The 19,304-nt window shown below is 69.6% G+C and carries 18 protein-coding genes; 8 read left to right on the top strand and 10 right to left on the bottom strand.

Annotation, left to right across the window (positions count from 1 at the left end):
* Positions 1-587 precede the first annotated feature (587 nt).
* A complete protein-coding gene (locus tag OHU89_RS21980; protein ID WP_405645211.1) occupies positions 588-1,799 on the top strand; it encodes an IS110 family transposase in 1,212 nt (403 codons plus the stop codon).
* Positions 1,800-1,804: 5 nt separating this feature from the next.
* Here OHU89_RS21980 and OHU89_RS21975 read toward each other — a convergent pair whose 3' ends face one another.
* From OHU89_RS21975 to OHU89_RS21945, 7 genes are all read right to left on the bottom strand, one after another.
* The gene (locus tag OHU89_RS21975) at positions 1,805-2,911 is read right to left on the bottom strand and encodes a S8 family serine peptidase (RefSeq protein WP_405654601.1); all 1,107 of its coding nucleotides are present in this window, start codon (positions 2,909-2,911) and stop codon (positions 1,805-1,807) included.
* Complete coding sequence (locus OHU89_RS21970) at positions 2,884-3,078, bottom strand: hypothetical protein (protein WP_381607488.1); 195 nt, start codon at positions 3,076-3,078, stop codon at positions 2,884-2,886. Before OHU89_RS21970 ends, OHU89_RS21975 begins: the two co-directional genes overlap by 28 nt.
* 144 nt (positions 3,079-3,222) lie before the next feature.
* Positions 3,223-3,702 carry an SLOG family protein gene (locus OHU89_RS21965; RefSeq protein ID WP_405645209.1) on the bottom strand — a complete coding sequence of 160 codons (480 nt, stop codon included), beginning with the start codon at positions 3,700-3,702 and terminating at the stop codon, positions 3,223-3,225.
* Complete coding sequence (locus OHU89_RS21960; RefSeq protein WP_405645207.1) at positions 3,671-4,387, bottom strand: hypothetical protein; 717 nt, start codon at positions 4,385-4,387, stop codon at positions 3,671-3,673. Before OHU89_RS21960 ends, OHU89_RS21965 begins: the two co-directional genes overlap by 32 nt.
* Before the next feature lie 18 nt (positions 4,388-4,405).
* Positions 4,406-4,867, bottom strand: a complete 462-nt coding sequence (locus tag OHU89_RS21955) for a hypothetical protein (RefSeq protein ID WP_405645205.1) — start codon at positions 4,865-4,867, stop codon at positions 4,406-4,408.
* A 402-nt stretch (positions 4,868-5,269) separates the two neighbouring features.
* Positions 5,270-6,943, bottom strand: a complete 1,674-nt coding sequence (locus OHU89_RS21950; RefSeq protein ID WP_405645203.1) for an IclR family transcriptional regulator C-terminal domain-containing protein — start codon at positions 6,941-6,943, stop codon at positions 5,270-5,272.
* Between the two features lie 55 nt (positions 6,944-6,998).
* Complete coding sequence (locus OHU89_RS21945) at positions 6,999-8,279, bottom strand: M6 family metalloprotease domain-containing protein (protein WP_405645201.1); 1,281 nt, start codon at positions 8,277-8,279, stop codon at positions 6,999-7,001.
* Between the two features lie 257 nt (positions 8,280-8,536).
* Between OHU89_RS21945 and OHU89_RS21940 the strand changes: the two genes are divergently transcribed.
* Positions 8,537-9,178, top strand: coding sequence for a TetR/AcrR family transcriptional regulator (locus OHU89_RS21940; RefSeq protein WP_405645199.1), 642 nt, complete (start codon positions 8,537-8,539; stop codon positions 9,176-9,178).
* 119 nt (positions 9,179-9,297) lie between these two features.
* Positions 9,298-10,839, top strand: a complete 1,542-nt coding sequence (locus tag OHU89_RS21935; RefSeq protein WP_405645197.1) for an MFS transporter — start codon at positions 9,298-9,300, stop codon at positions 10,837-10,839.
* Between the two features lie 115 nt (positions 10,840-10,954).
* On the opposite strand, the gene OHU89_RS21930 is transcribed toward OHU89_RS21935, so the two are convergent.
* Entirely contained in the window at positions 10,955-11,470 is a 516-nt protein-coding gene (locus tag OHU89_RS21930) for a MarR family winged helix-turn-helix transcriptional regulator (protein ID WP_405645195.1), read from the bottom strand.
* Between the two features lie 109 nt (positions 11,471-11,579).
* Here OHU89_RS21930 and OHU89_RS21925 point away from each other — a divergent pair, with 109 nt between their 5' ends.
* A complete protein-coding gene (locus tag OHU89_RS21925) occupies positions 11,580-12,365 on the top strand; it encodes a dioxygenase (RefSeq protein ID WP_405645194.1) in 786 nt (261 codons plus the stop codon).
* A 7-nt stretch (positions 12,366-12,372) separates the two neighbouring features.
* On the opposite strand, the gene OHU89_RS21920 is transcribed toward OHU89_RS21925, so the two are convergent.
* A complete protein-coding gene (locus tag OHU89_RS21920) occupies positions 12,373-12,891 on the bottom strand; it encodes a GNAT family N-acetyltransferase (RefSeq protein ID WP_405645192.1) in 519 nt (172 codons plus the stop codon).
* Positions 12,892-13,073: 182 nt separating this feature from the next.
* Here OHU89_RS21920 and OHU89_RS21915 point away from each other — a divergent pair, with 182 nt between their 5' ends.
* On the top strand, positions 13,074-14,069 hold the full coding sequence (locus OHU89_RS21915; protein WP_405645190.1) for an RNA polymerase sigma factor RpoD/SigA: 996 nt from the start codon (positions 13,074-13,076) through the stop codon (positions 14,067-14,069).
* Between the two features lie 500 nt (positions 14,070-14,569).
* Here the strand turns inward: OHU89_RS21915 and OHU89_RS21910 are convergent, their stop codons facing one another.
* Complete coding sequence (locus tag OHU89_RS21910) at positions 14,570-15,535, bottom strand: helix-turn-helix transcriptional regulator (protein WP_405654599.1); 966 nt, start codon at positions 15,533-15,535, stop codon at positions 14,570-14,572.
* Positions 15,536-15,597: 62 nt separating this feature from the next.
* Here OHU89_RS21910 and OHU89_RS21905 point away from each other — a divergent pair, with 62 nt between their 5' ends.
* From OHU89_RS21905 to pfkB, 3 genes are all read left to right on the top strand, one after another.
* Positions 15,598-17,130, top strand: a complete 1,533-nt coding sequence (locus OHU89_RS21905) for an MFS transporter (RefSeq protein WP_405645188.1) — start codon at positions 15,598-15,600, stop codon at positions 17,128-17,130.
* Between the two features lie 250 nt (positions 17,131-17,380).
* Positions 17,381-18,142 carry a DeoR/GlpR family DNA-binding transcription regulator gene (locus tag OHU89_RS21900; RefSeq protein WP_267015633.1) on the top strand — a complete coding sequence of 254 codons (762 nt, stop codon included), beginning with the start codon at positions 17,381-17,383 and terminating at the stop codon, positions 18,140-18,142.
* The gene (pfkB, locus tag OHU89_RS21895) at positions 18,139-19,086 is read left to right on the top strand and encodes a 1-phosphofructokinase (RefSeq protein ID WP_405645187.1); all 948 of its coding nucleotides are present in this window, start codon (positions 18,139-18,141) and stop codon (positions 19,084-19,086) included. The genes OHU89_RS21900 and pfkB overlap by 4 nt, the downstream gene beginning before the upstream one ends.
* The last annotated feature ends 218 nt before the right edge of the window (positions 19,087-19,304 follow it).

The raw sequence follows: 19,304 nt of genomic DNA, 5'->3' as shown, positions 1-19,304 counted from the left end.
TGGGTTCGCCGCGAATGCGTGCAGTTGCAGATGAGGGGCAGTAACTTCGGCGGCGGTAGGGCGAGTTGACCTACTTCTCGGTAACTCGCTACCGTCTCAATAGCATTGAGGGGCCCCACTCCGGCTTACCGGAGTGGGGCCCCTTTTTGTCCTCTTCTGCACAAGCAAAGAGGTGGGCGGGGGCGTCGCCGTCATCAGGTTCCCAGGCCGCGAGAGCGGCGACGCCCCACCACGAAGGGGGTTACCTATGAACTACCAGCATGACACGGCTGTCAATGCGAGCCAGAATGGTCAGGCCGGTCCCCAGGGAAGCCTGGTTGCCGCCCCCGTTATGTTTTCCGCGGTCCTGCAAGAGGGCTGCTGGCCTCCGGGCCCGGCATGACTGTGTCCCCCTGTCGAAGGCATGACCTGGGGGGTGGTGTCACCGGGCCCGGGAGGTGCCGTCGGAGACGCTGATCAGAGGTCCGGCCGCCGCCCGGTCCGGCGCAATGCCGGACAGCTCGCGGGCGGCAGGTCTGCATAACGTGGATGCGCGCGTACGACACCACCGCCGAGGCCGGCACGTTCAACTCCCCTGGAGGGGCGCGATGTTCGACACCGAAGACGTGGGCGTGTTCCTCGGCCTGGACGTCGGCAAGAGTGCTCACCACGGGCACGGGCTCACCCCGGCCGGGAAGAAGGTCTTCGACAAGCAGCTGCCCAACAGCGAGCCGAAACTGCGGGCCGTGTTCGACAAACTGGCCGCGAAGTTCGGCACCGTCCTGGTGATCGTGGACCAGCCCGCATCCATCGGAGCCCTCCCGCTCACGGTCGCCCGGGACGCGGGCTGCAAGGTCGCCTACCTGCCCGGCCTGGCGATGCGGCGGATCGCCGACCTGTATCCGGGCGAGGCCAAGACCGATGCGAAGGACGCCGCCGTGATCGCGGACGCGGCCCGCACCATGCCGCACACCCTGCGCTCGCTGGAACTCACCGACGAGATCACCGCCGAACTCACGGTCCTCGTCGGCTTCGACCAGGACCTCGCGGCGGAGGCCACCCGCACTTCCAACCGGATACGCGGCCTGCTCACCCAGTTCCACCCCAGCCTGGAGCGCGTTCTGGGCCCCCGCCTCGACCACCAGGCCGTCACCTGGCTGCTGGAGCGCTACGGCTCCCCCGCCGCACTGCGCAAAGCCGGCCGCCGCAGGCTCGTCGAGCTGATCCGGCCCAAGGCCCCGCGCATGGCCGCCCGGCTGATCGACGATGTCTTCGAGGCGCTGGACGAGCAGACCGTCGTGGTCCCGGGGACCGGCACCCTCGACATCGTGATTCCCTCCCTGGCCGCATCGCTCGCCGCCGTCCACGCACAGCGCCGGGCCCTGGAGACACAGATCAACGCCCTGCTGGAGGCCCACCCTCTTTCCCCGGTCCTGACCTCGATGCCCGGCGTCGGCGTCAGGACCGCCGCAGTCCTGCTGACCACCGTCGGCGACGCCACCAGCTTCCCGAGCGCCGCCCACCTGGCCTCCTACGCCGGACTCGCCCCCACCACGAAGTCGTCGGGGACCTCGATCCACGGCGAACACGCACCCCGAGGCGGCAACCGGCAGCTCAAACGCGCCATGTTCCTCTCCGCCTTCGCCTGCATGAACGCCGATCCCGCCTCCCGCGCCTACTACGACCGCCAGCGAGCCCGCGGCAAAACCCACACCCAGGCCCTCCTCCGCCTCGCCCGCCAACGCATCAGCGTCCTGTTCGCCATGCTCCGCGACGGCACCTTCTACGAACCCCGCACCCCCGAAACCGCCCCTGCCTGAGCCCTTCAACCTTGACGAAGGACATAGAGGCACCCCCCCGGCACGTTCGCGTGTCCGTCGGCAAGCACTTCGACCTGTCTGTGTCCCTGTCGGTGTCGCCAGCCTTCCTCACACTCCTGGCTGCGGCCGTGGGTGTCGCGGGCGGGAACTACTGGTTCCTGCTCTGAGAATGGGCCGTGGTCGAGCGCAGGGCCTGGCGCAGCTATCAGCGCCAGGCCCTGGACCATTCGTGGACGGCGTGAGCTTGACAGGCTGATTGGGGCTTTGTGACCAGCGTCTTTACCGAAACCTGAAGCCCCCTCCGGAGACAAGCCGGGATACGCGGCCTGTGCGAGCGTGGCGAGCCGGGCGGCCTGAGCGGTAGCGGCGCTGGTCGCGTTCGCCGAGGTGATCAGCCGGAACGCGTCCTTGCTGGTGGTGGTCACGCTGACCACGTCGTGCCGGTCAAGCATCGTCTCTCCGGGGTCGACCAGGAGATTCCCGCCCTCCAAGACGATGTCCGGCTTCACCACGGGTGCCCCGGTCAGCGCGACCGACGTCCGGCTGAAGGGCGAGAGTTGGCCGTGTGCTGCAAGCGGTCGGAAACCGGCGTACGACGGATCGTCCGGCACCGCGGTGAGTTCGGTGAAGGCACCGACGGCGAGGATGTTGTGCGCCTGCGCGGGCTCTTCGATGCGTGAGAGGTCGCACATCGTCAGGTGGTCCAGCTTGCCGTCGGGGGTGCGGATCTGTTCCGGGGTCAGGCCTCTGACGTTGCCCGCGCTGACCACGATCAGCCGTGCGGCGTCCGGCTCGGGAGCCCCCAGCAACTCGATGCGGTCGTCGTGGGCCACCACATCCGTGCCGGCGGCGAGCGCGTCCAGGGCCGCGGACCACAGGGTGGCGGTGCCGTCGACGCCGTTCTCACGGTCCCCGGACTGACGGGTGACCGCCATGGAGAACACCCGGGCCCGCAGCGGTCCCGCATTTACGCCCTCGATCTCCGCGGTCGCCACCGCGTTCGCCGTCACCTCCGCATACGTCCTCGGAGACGCGGCATCCTGTGAGGCGCCGTCAAGGATCTTCACGGCCTCCAGACCGTGTCTCAGAACGACAGCACCCGTGCCCTCCACCGAGCGGGCGAGGTCGCCGTACAACGCGATGCCGGCCCGGCGAACTTGCCGTGCCCCTGGCGCGCGGACTTGGCCGCGACCTGGAGGGCGATGCTGTAGAAACGGTCGTCGTCCGCCTCGGCGTGTGCCCGGACGAGGGCCTTGAGATGTTCAGCGCTGGCCGCCATCCGCGTCACACCTCCCCGAGTAACCGGTGCGATGCCACCGTAGTCGTTTCCACTGACAACGCATCGTACGAGGATCTCTCCTTGCGCACCCAGTGGACGAATCGGCCGGGTCCCTTCGGGTGTACACCGGTGGCCTGCGGTCTCTCAGCGGTTCAGCTCAAGCTCGCGACGTACCCGCTCCCGGCCGACATCCGGATCGGGGCCTGGCACCAGCCATGCGGGCACGTTGCTGATCAGGCCCCGCAGACACATGTTGGACGTGCCACCGGATCCAGGATCGAACCGGCTATGGAAAGCAACAATCAGTCGAGGGCGTTCCCTCAGCATCCGGGTGTTCCGCTCGGGCCCGGCCAGCCGCCACGTCTTCGGTCTCGCGAGCCTCTCGGCCTTCCAGTCCACCGGGTGACACCGGTGCCGATCCGGACCAAGACCGTTTCGCTTGCACCAGAGGTGCGCCGCCCGGTCGGCGCCGGATGCGGCGCCTTCGATCACGATGAGCCGGTCACCGTAGCGAGCCGCCAGGCGGTCCAGGACCGCGGTGACCGTGCCCGGCCAGAGCCATCGCCGGTCCCCGCACACCAGGACGCGGGGATCAGACAGTTCCACACTGCTCGTCATCACCATGAGGCGCTCCGTGGGCCGACTCCTCCTGTACCGCTTCGTCGTGCGGCGTGTAAGGAGGGCCCTCGGCCTTTCGACAATCACATTCCGCAACAGTGATCGGTGCATCAAGCCCGGCCAGTTGGCTCTCGCTGATGAGGGAAGCGATGGGCCCAGTGTCGTCGGTGAATGTGACACGCGTTCCGGAAGCGGAGATCCTCCGGATGAGTTGCTCCGCTGGAAGCGGAAGTCTAGACACTGCGATGCGGTCTGTGATGTTCGATGACGAACCTACCCAAACGCAGTTGTGGAGCATGAAATTCAAAGCACACTCTTGACGTGCTGACTCTGTCGACCGGTCGCGAGCGAGAGCTTCTCTGATCGCCGATCCCAGGAATTTCTCAGTGCTCTTTCCTGTTGCTCTGGCCCACGCGCGGATTCGTCTCTTCACTCCGGGCGCGAAGGGAATGCTCATTCGCAGCATCCCGTCCGGGCCCGGGAAGACGGTGCACAGCACGTCGATCGGCAGGGAATCCTCGAGTCGACGCCACACTTTCCTGATGGCATGCTCCTCGTTCCGTGCCGATACAAGGACGGCGATGCTCTTACCGTCCTGCGAAGGCGCCATCGGCATGCGACTGATATGCCGTGCTGCCTTCAGTTCGACTCCGCTTACGGTTCGCTTGAGGATGATTTCGATGGCATGCATGGGCATAGGTCCTCCAGTTCAGCGGAAGGAGACCGGGCCGTCGGGAAGCCAACCTTCGACGTAGCCGGAGACGAGGAGGGTCATGCCCTCTGGGTGGATCTCTTGGTGCCGCGCTTTGATTTGATCGATGCCCCAGCGGGCGTGTGACGGAGCGATCAGTTGAAGCGAATCCGACTCTTCGGAACTGATCTTCACGATGAAGGCACGAGAAACTGTCTTTCGGTCGTGCTCCCAGCAGTCGGACTCGCTTGTTTCGTGGACTCCGTAAACAGTCCCGAAAATAGGCACCTCGATGCGAAATCGCTCCGCGAGATACTGAGCTGCTCCGATCCGGAAATCAGTTGTAGCGCCGAGCAGTGCTTGCGGGACCGTCCAGTCGCCACAGCAGCCACCGCACAACATCAGACGGTGCTGATCGTCCAGCAGGAGCAGGAGGACACGTCGGTCGACAGTCGGCCGCACGCTATGGGAGGTCGCCATGCCGCAAGGCTGCTTCCTCTGCTACTCAAGTGGCAAGTCGAGTGAGGCCTCTTGGGTGACTGCCTCGGATGGGCGGTGTCAGGCGTGTGCTGCGGGAGGGTGCCTATCCTGCCTAGCTGGCATGCATACGTGGCACCGAATCGGGCCTTCCGCTGTCGGCTGTGGCGCTCACTGTGAGCTGCGCAAACGCTGAAAGGGCGTTTGGGATTCGGGGCCAGGACGTTTTGGGGCCTCGCAGCACATCAGGTCTGACCTGCGGCGACGGAATTTCCCACACATCCCACGAAGGCATGGTGCGGGCCGGTAGGCCTGTGGCACCGCGGCCAGTGTAGCGGGTGGCGGGGCGGCGATCAGCGGGTTAAGGGCGGGCCGGAGAGCTCGACGACTCGGCCGTACGGGACCTCACGCCGTCGGCACGCGCGTGAACCTGCCCGCCGTGTGGAAGTCCCGTTCGATGGCCGTCGCCGTCGCCCGCAGCTCGGGCAGCAGGTCCGTCACGCACTCCGCGGGCGTACGCCGGGTCGTGTGCATCGCCGTGTTCAGGGCCGCGACCACCCGGCCGGTACGGTCCCGCACGGGAACCGCGATCGAGCGCAGGCCCTCCTCCAGTTCCTCGTCGACGAGGGCGTAGCCCTGGGTCCGTACGTCGGTGAGGGCCTGCGCGAGGGCCCTGGGGTCCGTCAGGGTGCGGGACGTCAGGGGGCGCAGCTCGCCGAGCGTGCGCTCCGCCGCGGGGAGGTCGGCGAGGAGCACGCGGCCCATGGAGGTCGCGTAGGCCGGGAGCCGTGTGCCGACCGTGAGGTTCACGCTCATCACGCGGTTCGTCGCCACCCTCGCCGTGTACTGGATCTCCTCGCCGGGAGGTGTCAGCACCGCCACCGACGCCGACTCGTGGATCCGCGAGGTCAGCCCCGCCAGATGCGGTGTCGCGATCTCCGGCAAGGACGTGCGCGACAGCGGCGGGAAGCCGAGCGACAGCACGCGCGGCGTCAGCGTGAACGTGCGGTGCGGGGTCGCCGTCACCAGGCCCAGGTGCTCGTAGGTGATCAGCGCCCTGCGTGCCGTCGCCCGCGCCAGGCCCGTCGCCTTCGCCACCTCCGTCAGGGTCAGGGAGGCCCGGCCCTCGCCGAAGGCGGTCAGGACCGTCAGACCTCGGGCCAGGGACTCGATGAACTCCCTGCCGAGTTCCTGCTTGGACGCGCCGGTCCAGGTCGCCAGCCCCGACGGGGTCCCGGTCACGGCGGGCTCCGTCTCCCGCAGCTCCCGCTCCATGTCCGCCACCGCCGCCCGCAGCCGAGGCAGCAGGGTGTCGCGCAGGCCCGCCGCGGTGTGCCGGCTGGTGTGGCTCACGACGCTCACCGCGCAGGCGATCCGTCCGGTACGGGGATCCCGTACGGGGACCGAGACCGCCACCAGCCCCGGTTCGATCAACTGGTCGTCCAGGGCCCAGCCCGTGGACTCCGTCTCCAGCGCCCGTTGCTCGAACTCCCCTTCCGGGTCGCCGTGTTCACGCGGGGGTACGGCCGGGAAGCCCTGGTCCCGCGGGTCCGCCGCCCGGCGGGCCCGCCAGGCCTGCCACTCCGGCTCGTCCCACTCGGCCGCGAACAGGGCGCCGGGCGCGGTGCGTTCGGCCGGGAGGTGGTCGCCGATGCGGAAGCTCAGGGACATCGCGCGGCGGCGGGTGGCCTGGTGGATGAAGCGGACGCCGTCGCGGTCGGCGACCGCCAGCGACACGGACTCGTCCAGCTCGTCGGCCAGCGCGTCCGCCCGCGAGGACAGCGACGCCGGCAGGCGCAGGGCGGCCAGATAGGCGTTGCCGAGTTCCATCAGACGGGGGGCCAGGAGCACGTCACGGCCGTCCAGGCGGACGTATCCCATGCGTGCCAGCGTCGAGGTGATGCGGTCGACCGTGGAGCGGGCGAGGCCCGTGGCGCGTTCCAGCGCGCTCGGGCTCAGCGTGCCGCCCGCCTCGGTGAGCTCCCGCAGCACGGCGACACCGCGGATCAGTGGCGTGACCGCCTCCGCGGGTACGGCGGCGGAGCCGGTCAGGGCGTCCATGGTCGTCTTCGCGGGCATCGGCTCTCCGTACGGCGGTCGCAGGAGGCCTACCGTAATCCCGACCTGCCCGTCCTTACCGCCGCGTCACCCGCACCCGGTAGTCCCCGGCCAGATCCGCCCCCGCCACCGTGATCCGGATGCCCTTCCTGCGGTCCTCGAAGTCCTCGCCGGGCGCGAAGGGGGCGTCGGAGAGCTCCGCGTGGACGTTCGGGCTGCGGGTGCAGCCGCCGCTGTCGCGCTCGGAGTCGTAGACCGTCACCGGTCCCATGCCGGTGTCCACGTCCGCGTTGACCTCGTAGATCAGCAGGCCGGGCCGGCACACGGCCTCGTCGTTGCCCTCGCGGGTGCGCAGCTCGGCGGCGTACCCGGTGCGGCCGCTGACCGGGACGAACAGCAGCTTGGCGCCGCCCTCGCGGGCCAGCGGGGTCAGCGTGTACTCGGTCGTGCCCGGCGTCGTCACACAGCTGACCTGGGACGTGTCCAGCCAGCCCAGCTTCCACTTGTGCCAGCCGAGGAGGTCGTTGTTGGCGCCCCAGTCCTCGCTCATGATGTCCCAGTGGCCGACCGAGCCGCCGCCGTTCGCCGTGTAGAGGTCGGGCAGGCCGAAGACATGGCCGTTCTCGTGGGGCAGGACGCGGTAGCCGGTCTGCGCGTAGGAGCCGGAGCCGTCGTCCTGGCGGGAGTAGACGAAGGACGCGTTGGCGACCGGCACGCCGTCGGCGACCGGGGCGTCGGGGTTGCCGGCGAACGTCACCGACAGGACGGTATCCAGCGCGGAGGGGCCGGCGTTCGGGGTGACCAGCACGTTCAGGAAGTCGTACGACCGGAAGTCCACCTTGGGGTCGGCGGCGGCCACGATGTCCTGGACCAGGTCCCGGTAGCCGGGGTCGAAGGGGGCGCCACGCTCTATGCCGTACGACGCGAAGGACTTCGGCATGCGCAGCCACCCGGGGATCGGTGTCTCGGCGCGGTAGTCGAGACGGCCGTAGGAACTGGTGCGGAACCAGTCCTGGGTCTGCGGGAAGAACTCGTCGAAGCGGTCCAGGGCCCTGCCGCGGCCGGGCGCGTCCGAGAAGTCGATCATCAGGGTGAGGGCGCGGACGGTGCCGGTGGAGCGGGAGTAGCCGCCGGGGGTGGGGACGCCCTCCGACATCTGGACGGCGGCGGTGCCGCGGATCATGCAGGGGCCGTGGGCGGAGCTGCGGGCCAGCGCGATCGGTCCGGCTCCGGCCGGCGTGGGCAGCGCCCTGAGGTGTCCGGTGCCGGCCGAGGTGCACACCCCGAGCGTCAGCGCGGTCACGGACACGAGGGCGGCCAGGCGGCGCGGACGTATCCGACGGCTGGTCTGCTGCATGCACGGCCCTCTCCGTCCACGGCAGCCGCAGGTCCACGGGCTGCACCCTCTCGATCACCCTGTGTCGAAGGGATGCGGGGGCGCGCGCTGGAGGAGACCGAACGTGGGTTTCTCGGATCGGGACTTGTGACTCAGGTCACATGAAAACTCTCTCTCAACCTGAAATAACCGGGGAGCGTCTCCCCGTTTAGACCTGTGTCCGCGCGAAACGGGGAAAGCCTCCCCGGATCGCCAACCACCTGCCCGAGGAGCACACCGTGACCGCGACCACTGTGCAGAAGAAGGTGACCCGGCCCCGCGCCGACGCCCTGCGCAACCGGGAGCGCATCGTCACCGCCGCCCAGGAGATGTTCACCGAGTTCGGCCCCGATGTGCCGCTCGACGAGATCGCCCGCCGCGCCGGCGTCGGAAACGCCACGGTGTACCGCAACTTCCCCGACCGCGACGCACTCGTCCGCGAGGTCGTCTGCTCCGTCATGGACCGGACGACGGAGGCGGCCGAGCTCGCGCTCGCCGAGACCGGGGACGCCTTCGAGGCTCTGGAGCGCTTCGTGCACACCTCCGCCGACGAGCGGGTCAGCGCGCTGTGCCCGATGGTCAAGAGCACCTTCGACCAGAACCACCCGGACCTGGAGGCCGCGCGGCTGCGGTGCGAGGAGCTGATCGTGGAGCTCATGGACCGCGCCAAGGCGGCCGGACAGCTCCGCACCGACGTGGAGTCCGGCGACCTCATGATCGTCGTGGCCCAGCTCAGCCGGCCCCCGTTCGGTGCGGCCTGCCTCAACACCGACCCCTTCGTCCACCGCCATCTGCAGCTGTTCCTCGACGGGCTGCGGGCCCCGGCCCGCTCCGTCCTGCCGGGCACGGCCATGACCATGGAGGACCTGCGCCAGGCCTGACCGATTAGTTCAGAGCTTCACAGCAGTCAAGAAGACCGACGTTCACCGGCCGTCGCCGACGACGGACCGTCCCCTTGCCACTCCTTTTTCCGTCACGAAGTCCCGAAGTGGGTAACCCCATGTCTGAAACAGCCTCCAAGGCTCCCGGCTCGGCCGCCGTCACCGGCGACCCCAACCGCTGGAAAGCGCTCATCTTCATCGCGCTCGCCCAGCTGATGGTCGTCCTCGACGCGACCATCGTGAACATCGCCCTGCCCTCCGCCCAGACCGACCTGGGCATCTCCGACGGCAACCGCCAGTGGGTCGTCACGGCCTACGCGCTCGCCTTCGGCGGTCTGCTCCTGTTCGGCGGCCGGATCGCCGACCTGTGGGGCCGCAAGAACGCCTTCGTCGTCGGTCTGATCGGTTTCGCCGCGGCCTCCGCACTCGGCGGTGCCGCCACCAACGAGGCGATGATGTTCGGCGCCCGCGCCCTCCAGGGTGTCTTCGGTGCCCTGCTCGCGCCCGCCGCGCTCTCCCTGCTCGCCGTGATGTTCACGGACGCCAAGGAGCGTGCCAAGGCGTTCGGCATCTACGGTGCGATCGCCGGTGGCGGTGGCGCCGTGGGCTTCATCCTCGGCGGTGTGCTGACCGAGTACATGAACTGGCGCTGGACGTTCTTCGTCAACATCCCGTTCGCGATCGTCGCCGCGCTCGGCGCGTACTTCGTCATCCGTGAGCCCGAGGGCGGCCGCAACCGCAACCCGCTCGACATACCCGGCGTCCTGCTCTCCACCCTGGGCCTGGTCGCGCTGGTCTACGGCTTCACCCGCGCCGAGTCCGACGGCTGGGGCGACTCCACGACCGTGGGCATGTTCGTCGCCTCCGCGGTGCTGCTGATCGCCTTCGTCGTCACCGAGGCCAAGGTCAAGGCCCCGCTGCTGCCCCTGCGCGTGGTCACCGACCGCAACCGCGGTGGTGTCTACCTCTCGCTCGGTATCGCGATCATCGCGATGTTCGGCACGTTCCTCTTCCTGACCTACTACCTGCAGATCGTGAAGGGCTACACGCCGATCAAGACCGGCTTCGCCTTCATGCCGATGATCGTCGGCATGATGGTCGGCTCGACCCAGATCGGCACCCGCCTGATGACCCGGCTGCCGGCCCGCGCACTGATGGGCCCCGGCTTCCTGGTCGCCGCGATCGGCATGCTCTTCATGACGCAGCTGGAGATCGGCTCGTCGTACGCCTCGATCATCCTGCCCGCGATGCTGCTGCTCGGTCTCGGCATGGGTACGGCGTTCATGCCCGCCATGTCCCTGGCCACCCTGGGCGTCGAGCCCCGGGACGCCGGTGTCGCCTCCGCGATGGTCAACACCTCGCAGCAGGTGGGCGGCGCGATCGGTACGGCGCTGCTGAACACGATCGCCGCGTCGGCCACGACCTCCTACATCAGCGACCACATCGGCTCCGCGAGCACCCGCTCGCAGCAGCAGCTGGTCCAGCTCCAGGGCCAGGTGCACGGCTACACCAACGCGATCTGGTTCGCCGTCGGCATGCTGGCCCTCGCCGCGGTCATCGTGGTGGTCCTCGTCAACTCCGGCAAGCCCGACACCTCTGTGGTCACCGGCTCCGGCGAAGGCGCCGAGGACGAGCTGCCGGTACCGGTCGTGGCTCACTGAGTCACTGACGACGACCGCCAGGTCGTACCCCTTCGGGCCGTTCGTACGTACGGGGATGGGGACGCTCCGCACGTACGAACCCCAGGATCTGCCCTGGTTCTGCTGAGTGAGCGGCTCAGCGGAGCCAGGGCAGGTCCGCACCCGCTTCGTTGGGCTGGAGTCCCTCGGCGACGATCTGCATGATCTCGCCGAGGGACTTCTGCTGTTCCGGGGTGAGCCGGTCGAACACGGCGTTGCGTACGACGGCCACATGGCCCGGCGCGGCCTGCGCGAGCATCTGCCGGCCCTGCTCCGTCAGCACCGCGAACTGGCCGCGCTTGTCGGAGGGGCAGTCCTCGCGCCGTACCCAGCCGTTCCTCTCCAGGCGGGCGATGGCGTGCGAGAGGCGGGAGCGGGTGATCTTCGCGTGCATGGCCAGCTCGGTCATGCGCAGCCGCTGCTCCGGGGATTCGGCGAGCTTGACGAGAAGGCCGTAGTAGATGTGTGGCATGCCCGCGTCACGCTGGAGCTGGCGGTCCATGTGGTCTTCGAGAAGGGTTGTCGCATGTACGTAGGAGCGCCAGACGAGCTGCTCCTCGGCGGTCAGCCAGCGCGGCTCTTCAGCGGTCGGGGATGGGGATGCCGTGTTCATGTTTCCCATCGTACGAGAGCTCTCCTTGAATGTTAAACAAGTTCGACGTACACTTTTTTCGTAAGGCGTTTTAGACTTCAAGCAACACCGTCCGGAGGGAACCGCAGTCATGTCCGCCGCCACCCAGGAACGCATGCCCGCGCTCTACCTCAGCCATGGCGCCCCGCCCCTCGCCGACGACCCGGTCTGGCCCGGTGAGCTCGCCGCCTGGTCCGCGGACCTGCCGCGCCCCAAGGCGATCCTCATGGTCTCCGCCCACTGGGAGGAGGCCCCCCTCGCGCTGGGCGCGGTGGAGGCCGTCCCGCTCGTCTACGACTTCTGGGGCTTCCCCGAGCACTACTACAAGGTGAAGTACGAGGCTCCCGGCGCCCCGCGGCTCGCCGAGTCCGTACGCAAGCTGCTGCGCGCCCCGGGCATCCCGGTGCAGGACATCCCGGACCGCGGCCTCGACCACGGCGCCTACGTCCCGCTCGTCGAGATGTTCCCCGAGGCCGACATCCCGGTCCTGCAGATCTCCATGCCCACCCTCGACCCCGTCAGGCTCATGGAGATCGGGCGCAAGCTCGCGCCGCTGCGCGACGAGGGCGTGCTGATCGTGGGCTCCGGGTTCTTCACCCACAACCTGGCCGCCCTGCGGCAGGGCGGCATCCCCGCGTGGTCGGCGGAGTTCGACGACTGGGGGCACCACGCGCTGGACAAGGGCGACGTGGACTCCCTGCTCGACTTCCTCCACAAGTCCCCGGCCGGTCGCCTCGCCCACCCGCGCACCGAGCACTTCGCACCCCTGTTCGTGACGATGGGGGCCGCCGACGCGGCCGGTGAGCTGGGGGACCAGAAGTCGGTGATCGACGGGTTCTGGCTGGGGCTGGCGAAGCGGTCGGTGCAGTTCGGCTGAGGCCGGCTCACAGCTCCTTCTCGTACCAGGCCACGTCCCAGTAGCGGCCGAACTTCCTTCCGACCTCCTTGTACGTCCCGACGTACCGGAAGCCGAAGCGCTCGTGCAGCCGCCGCGAGGCCTCGTTGGGCTGGGCGATACCGGCGTAGGCGCGATGGACGTCCTCGTCGGCCAGCGCCTCGAACAGGGCCTTGTAGAGGAGCGTGCCGATGCCGCGGCCGCCCGCGTGCGGGGCGAGGTAGACCGTCACCTCGACCGAGGTCGCGTAGGCGGGCTTCGCGCGGAACGGGCTGGATGTGGCGTAGCCGAGAATTTCCTGTGAGTCCGCGTCCGCGGCAACTTTTAGGAGGTACGGACCGTCTTCAGGGTGGGAGAGCAGCCAAGGGCGGCGCTCCTCCGGGGTGAAGACGGACGTATCGAAGGTGATCGGCGTCTCACGTACGTAGTGGTTGTAGATGTCGGTGAGGGCCCCGAGGTCACCCTCGAATCCCGACCTGACCTGCACCTCTGTACTCTCTGTTGCCATCCGACCTCCCCATGTGGCCGCACAGGGTACTGCATGATCAGAAAAATAGGGGAGCAGGTTGGGAATTCTGTCCTGATTCCAGTCGTTGTTTCCATCGGAAGCAGGGCACCCGAGGACAGTGCCAGGACGGTGCCAGGCTCCGACAGGACCACCCGCCAGCCCACCATCGCAAGGGAGCACGCATGGCAACCCGTGCCGTCGCCCGTCGTAAGTCCGCCAATGGCGGGACCGACGCGGCAAGCAGTGTTCGCGCCCATGGCGGCGAGATCGCCGATCGCGACCTGGTCGGCATGTACCTCGACGAGATCGCGCGGACACCGCTGCTCGACGCCGCCAAGGAGGTCGAGCTGTCGCAGATCATCGAGGCGGGTGTGTTCGCCCGACAGCTTCTCGACGGAATCGAGGAGTCCAAGGCGGACGCCACCCGTGAGGAGCTCGAGGCGCTGTTCGACGAGTCCGAGCGGGCCAAGGACGTCTTCATCCGCTCGAACCTCCGTCTGGTCGTCGCTGTCGCGCGCCGCTACCCCCGTGCCGGTCTGCCCCTGCTCGACCTGATCCAGGAGGGCAACGCCGGTCTGGTGCGCGCGGTCGAGAAGTTCGACTACCGCAAGGGCTTCAAGTTCTCGACGTACGCGACCTGGTGGATCCGTCAGGCCATCACCCGCTCGATAGCGGACCAGTCCCGCACCATCCGCCTCCCCGTCCACCTGGTCGAGGAGCTGGGCCGGATCCGCCGTGTGCAGCGCGAGTTCAACCGCGAGCACGGCCGTGACCCGGAGCCCGCGGAGATCGCCGCCGAGCTCGGCTCGAAGGCCGACCGTGTGATCGACGTCCTGGACTGGGCCCGCGACCCGGTCTCGCTGAACATGGCGGTGGACGACGACGGCGACACCCAGTTCGGCGACCTGCTCGAGGACACCTCCGCGGTCTCCCCGGAGCAGTCGGTGCTGACGCTGCTGCGCAGCGAGGAGCTGGACGACCTGATCGGCCGCCTCGACCAGCGCACGGCCTCCATCATCAAGATGCGCTACGGCATCGAGGACGGCCGGGAGCGCACGCTGACCGAGGTCGGCAAGGAGCACGGTCTGACGCGCGAGCGCATCCGGCAGATCGAGAAGCATGCACTGCTGGAGCTGAAGAAGCTCGCCCGGGACACCGGGTTCGACGCGGCGGCGTAAGGGCTGGGACACGGCTTGCCTCACGGGCCGTGTGCCCGCGTGCGCCGGGTCGTGAAAGGCGCAAACACGGCGGTGCCAGGCCGCTTCAACAGGCAGGACCCTGGGAAAAAGACTTCAGGGCCCATGAGTTCGGGTCCCGGGCGACAGTCCGGGCCCCATGACCAAGTCCCGACGCAATCCCCCCGGCGCCGGGACTCTCCGCGAGCCGGACTTCGGCGCTCTCCCCCCGGGTGCCGGGGTCCGGCTCTGCCCCTTTCCGGGGCGGGTGGCGTGCGGGTTCGGGGCAGCGGGGTCCGGGCCGGAGGGGTTTGCGGCTCCTCGGTGGCGGCCCTCCCTGGAACCGGCGTCCGCGTGGGCCCGCTCACACCGGCAAGCTATGCCCATGTGACACAATCTGCCATCCGGCGGGCATCCCCGGGGTTCAGGTACGGGGAAGCCCGCCGTCCAGCATGCCGCGAAGCCGTCCGGCCCCACCCCGGGTGCGGCTCGGCCCGGCCGGGTCACCCACCCGCCGCCCGGCTCAGCCGCCCGCCCAAGTCCCGTACGCATCGCACGAGTTCCTCAGGCTCCCGCACCGTGAACTCGCAGCCCACCATCACCAGCCGTACCGCCATCCACTCCACGGGATCGCCCACGGTCGTCCGCAGCCGGCACCGCCCTTCCCCCGACTCCTCCGGCGCCCCGAGCCACTTCGGCAGCCGCGCCGCGATGTCGGAGGCCGACGCCTCGAAGGTCACGTCGATCCCGTACGTCTCCTGCCGCCGGTACATCGATTGCCGCAGATACTCCGCCGCGCTCCCCGTCGGCAACTCCCGCGGAGGGAACCGCGCCCCGGTCGCGAACGGCTCGCTCACCCGGTCGACCCGGAAGGTCCGCCAGTCGGTGCGATCGAGGTCGTAGGCGACGAGGTACCACCGCTGCCCCGTCGACACCAGCCGATACGGCTCGACCACGCGCCGCGAGTCGACCCCGTCCTTGGCCCGGTAGGCGAACCGCAGCCGCTCGTGACCGGCCACGGTGGAGGCCATCACGGTCAGCGTCTCCGGCGCGATGCTCGCCCCGTCCCCGCTGGTCAGCGGTGTGGTCGCGGCCTGCAGGGTCGACACCCGGTGGCGCAGCCGGGACGGCAGCACCTGCTCCAGTTTCGCCAGTGCCCGTACCGACGCCTCGTCGACGCCCTCCAGCGCGTGCCCGGCTCCGGCCCGCAGCCCCACCGCGATGGCCACCGCCTCCTCGTCGTCGAGGACGAGCGGCGGCATCGCCTTCCCCGCGACCAGCCGATAGCCGCCGTCGGCCCCTTTCGTCGCCTGCACGGGATAGCCCAGCTCGCGCAGCCGGTCGATGTCCCGCCGCACCGTACGGCGGGAGACGCCGAGGCGATCGGAGAGCTCGCCTCCCGGCCATTCCCGCGGGGTCTGGAGGAGGGAGAGGAGCTGGAGGAGCCGTGCCGGGGTGTCCGTCGTCATGAGTTCGAGGATGCCGTAGAAGTAGGACACGATCTGACCTAATGCGGTCGTAGCTTCGAGACATGACCTCCACCGAACCCCTTGTGGACAGCCAGACAGGCCAGTTGTCCCCGCCCGACCGTCGTCGCTGGTTCGCCCTCGCGATCGTGATGACCGCGGCCTTCATGGACCTCGTCGACGTCACGATCGTCAACATCGCGATTCCGTCCATCCAGGCCGAGGCGGGCGCGTCCGTCAGCCAGATCCAGTGGATCACCGCCGGTTACGCGCTCGCCTTCGCCGCCGGTCTCATCACCGGCGGACGGCTCGGCGACATCCACGGCCGCAAGCGGCTGTTCCTCGTCGGCATCGGCGGCTTCACCGTCGCCTCCGCGCTGTGCGGCTTCGCCGCGAACCCGGAGATGCTGGTCGCCGCGCGGATCCTGCAGGGCGCCATGGCGGCGCTGATGGTGCCGCAGGTGCTGTCGATCGTGCACGCGACGTTCCCGGCGCACGAGCGCGGCAAGGTGTTCGGGCTCTTCGGCGCGATCGTGGGCCTGGGCGCCGTGTCCGGACCGCTGCTCGGCGCGCTGCTGACGGAGTGGAACCTGTTCGGTCTGGAGTGGCGCCCGATCTTCCTCATCAACCTGCCGGTCGGCATCGCGGGCCTGATCCTCGGCAGCCGCTACATCACCGAGTCCAGGGCGCCGCGCGCGCTGAAGCTGGACCTGGTGGGCGTCGCCCTGGTGACGCTCGGTCTGCTCATGCTGCTCTACCCGCTGACCCGCGGCCGTGAGCTGGACTGGCCGCTGTGGGGGTATCTGTCGATGGGCGGCGCGCTCGTCGTCTTCGGGGCGCTGGTGGCGTACGAGCGGCGCAAGAGCGCGCGGGACGGCTCCCCGCTGGTCGAACTGTCGCTGTTCAAGGTGAAGAGCTTCGCGGCGGGCATCGCGGTGCAGACCGTGTTCGGGATCGGGCTCGGCATCTTCTTCCTGGTGTGGACGCTCTACATGCAGACCGGTCTGGGCTGGCGTCCGCTGAAGGCGGGTCTGACCGGCGTGCCGTTCTCGATCGCGGTCTCCGTGGCGGCCGGAATGTCCGTGCAGAAGCTGGTTCCGCGCTTCGGCCGCAAGGTGCTCCAGGCGGGTGCGCTCACCATGGCGGCGGGCGTCCTGCTCTACCTCTGGGAGGCCGACCGCTACGGCATGTCCATCGCTCCCTGGCAGATGGCCCTGCCCCTGGTCGTGATGGGCGTCGGCATGGGCCTGATCTTCGCCCCGCTGACCGACATGGTGCTCTCGGGCGTCCCGCGCGAGCACGCGGGCTCGGCGTCCGGCCTGATCAACACCGTGCAGCAGATGGGCAACGCGCTCGGACTCGGTCTGGTCTCGGTGGTCTTCTTCGGCACGATCGCCGACGATCTGCGGCCCGTCGACGTGGGACCGGCCTTCGTGAACGCCTTCCAGCACGCGCTGTGGTGGGTGGCCGCGGTGATGGGCGTGATCTTCCTGCTGATGTTCGCGCTGCCGAAGCGGGCGGTGCAGCACGTGGAGGGGGCCGAGGCGACGGAGGCGCCTGCGGGTCCCGTGGGGGAGAAGGAGCCGGAGCTCGTCTGAACGCGGGGGAGAAGGCCCGGCACCTGGGTTCCGCCCGGGGCGCCGGGCCTTCCGTCTGCCGTGAGCAGGCCCGACGGACCGGCCCGGGGCGGGCCGGAAGTCCGTTCATGCCCGACCTCCAGGCCCGTTCATGTCCGAGTGATGCCCGAACCTGTTTACTTTCTGGAAATCCGGGCGTAGCCTCCCAGCGAAACCACAAGTTCGGGCATCGGTCGGGAGCGACCGGACGTTGAGTCGGAGGCGAACGGACATGTACGCACCGGAGCGGCAGCAGGAGATCCTCCGGCTCGCGCGTGACGGCGGGCGGGTGGACGTGGTGTCACTGGCCGAGGAGTTCCAGGTCACCGCGGAGACGATCCGCCGGGACCTCAAGGCCCTCGACCGCGCGGGCCTTCTCCGCCGGGTGCACGGCGGTGCCCTCCCCGCCGGGCGCCTCGACTTCGAGCCGGACCTCGCCGAGCGCGAGACGACGGCGGCCGACGAGAAGGACCACATCGCCAAGGCCGCCCTCGCGGAACTGCCGACCGAGGGCACCCTGATCCTCGACGCCGGCACGACGGTGGCGCGCCTCGCCGCCGCCATCCCGCTGGAGGCCTCCCTCACCGTCGTCACGCACAGCCTGCCGATCGCGGCCCGCCTCGCGGACCACCCCGGCATCCAACTCCACCTCGTCGGGGGGCGCGTGCGGCACCGTACGCGCGCCGCCGTCGACGCCTGGGCGCTGCGCGCGTACGGCGAGATCCGGGCCGATGTCCTTTTTGTGGCGGCCAACGGCTTCTCCGCCGACCATGGCCTGACCACCCCCGACCTCGCCGAGGCCGCAGTGAAGCGGGCGGCTGTGGCCGCCGCCCGCCGCGTGGTGCTGCTCGCCGACTCCGCCAAGCACGGCCAGGAGCACTTCGCCCGCTTCGGCGACCTGAGCGACGTGGACCTGCTGATCACCGACAGCGGCCTGAGCCCCGAAGACGCCACCGCGATCGAACGCGGCGGCACGGAAGTAGTGCGCGCATGATCCTCACCGTCACCCCGAACCCGTCCCTGGACCGCACGTACGAGGTTCCGTCACTGGAGCGCGGCGAGGTCATCCGCGCGACCGGCGAGCGCATGGACCCCGGCGGCAAGGGCGTGAACGTCTCGCGCGCCGTGACGGCCGCCGGACAGCGCACGGTCGCGGTACTGCCCCTGGGCGGCGCGCCGGGGGCGCTCGTGGCGGATCTGCTCCACGCGCAGGGCATCGAGGTCGCGCCGGTCCCGGTCGCGGGCGCCACCCGCTCGAACATCGCGCTCGCGGAGGCGGACGGGGTGCTCACGAAGATCAACGCGCCGGGTCCCGAGCTGTCGGCGGAGGAGCAGGAGCTGCTCCTGGAGACGGTGCGCGCGCAGTCGCGCGACGCGGACTGGATCGCGTGCTGCGGGAGCCTGCCGCGGGGGCTCGCGCCGTCGTGGTACGCCGAGGTGGTCGCACGGGCACACGCCGGGGGCGCGCGGATCGCGCTGGACACCTCGGGGCGTGCGCTGCTGGAGGCGCTGCGCGAGCGGCCCGACGTCGTGAAGCCGAACGCGGAGGAGCTCGCGGAAGCCGTCGGGCGCCCCCTGTCCACCGTGGGCGATGCGGTGAAGGCGGCCGAGGAGCTGCGCGAGATGGGCGCACGCGCCGTGCTCGCGAGCCTGGGCGCGGACGGACAACTGCTCGTGGACGGCGCGGGCGCCTGGTTCGCGAGTGCCCGGGTGGACGCCGTCCGCAGCAACGTGGGCGCCGGCGACTCCTCCCTGGCCGGGTTCCTGATCGCCGGCGGCAGCGGCCCGGAGGCCCTGGCCTCGGCGGTCGCGCACGGCGCGGCGGCGGTACAGCTGCCGGGCAGCGTGATGCCGACGCCGGACGACCTGGACCCGGCGGCGGTCTCGGTGACGGCCGAGGTGCCGGTGGACCGTGTCCTGAAGGAGCCGGTGTCATGAGGGACCTGACGGCTTCTACGACGGTGTCGGCGCCGGTGGCGTGCGGCACAGGTACGACGGCGCCGGCGCCTATGGCGTGCGGCGCACCCTCCAATGAACCGGCCATGAAGCGGCGAGGCTCCCCGTTACTCGTCGCGGCCTGCGGGAGGCAGGGCCACCTGAGCCGCCCTGCCTCCCGGTGGGGGCGGGGCTTCCCCGGCTCCGCCCCCACCACCCCC

The sequence above is a fragment of the Streptomyces sp. NBC_00019 genome (assembly GCF_045041015.1).
In the GTDB taxonomy this organism is placed as follows: Bacteria; Actinomycetota; Actinomycetes; order Streptomycetales; family Streptomycetaceae; genus Streptomyces.
The sequence above is the reverse complement of the archived record's forward strand: the minus strand, read 5'-3'. Positions and strand labels throughout refer to the sequence as shown.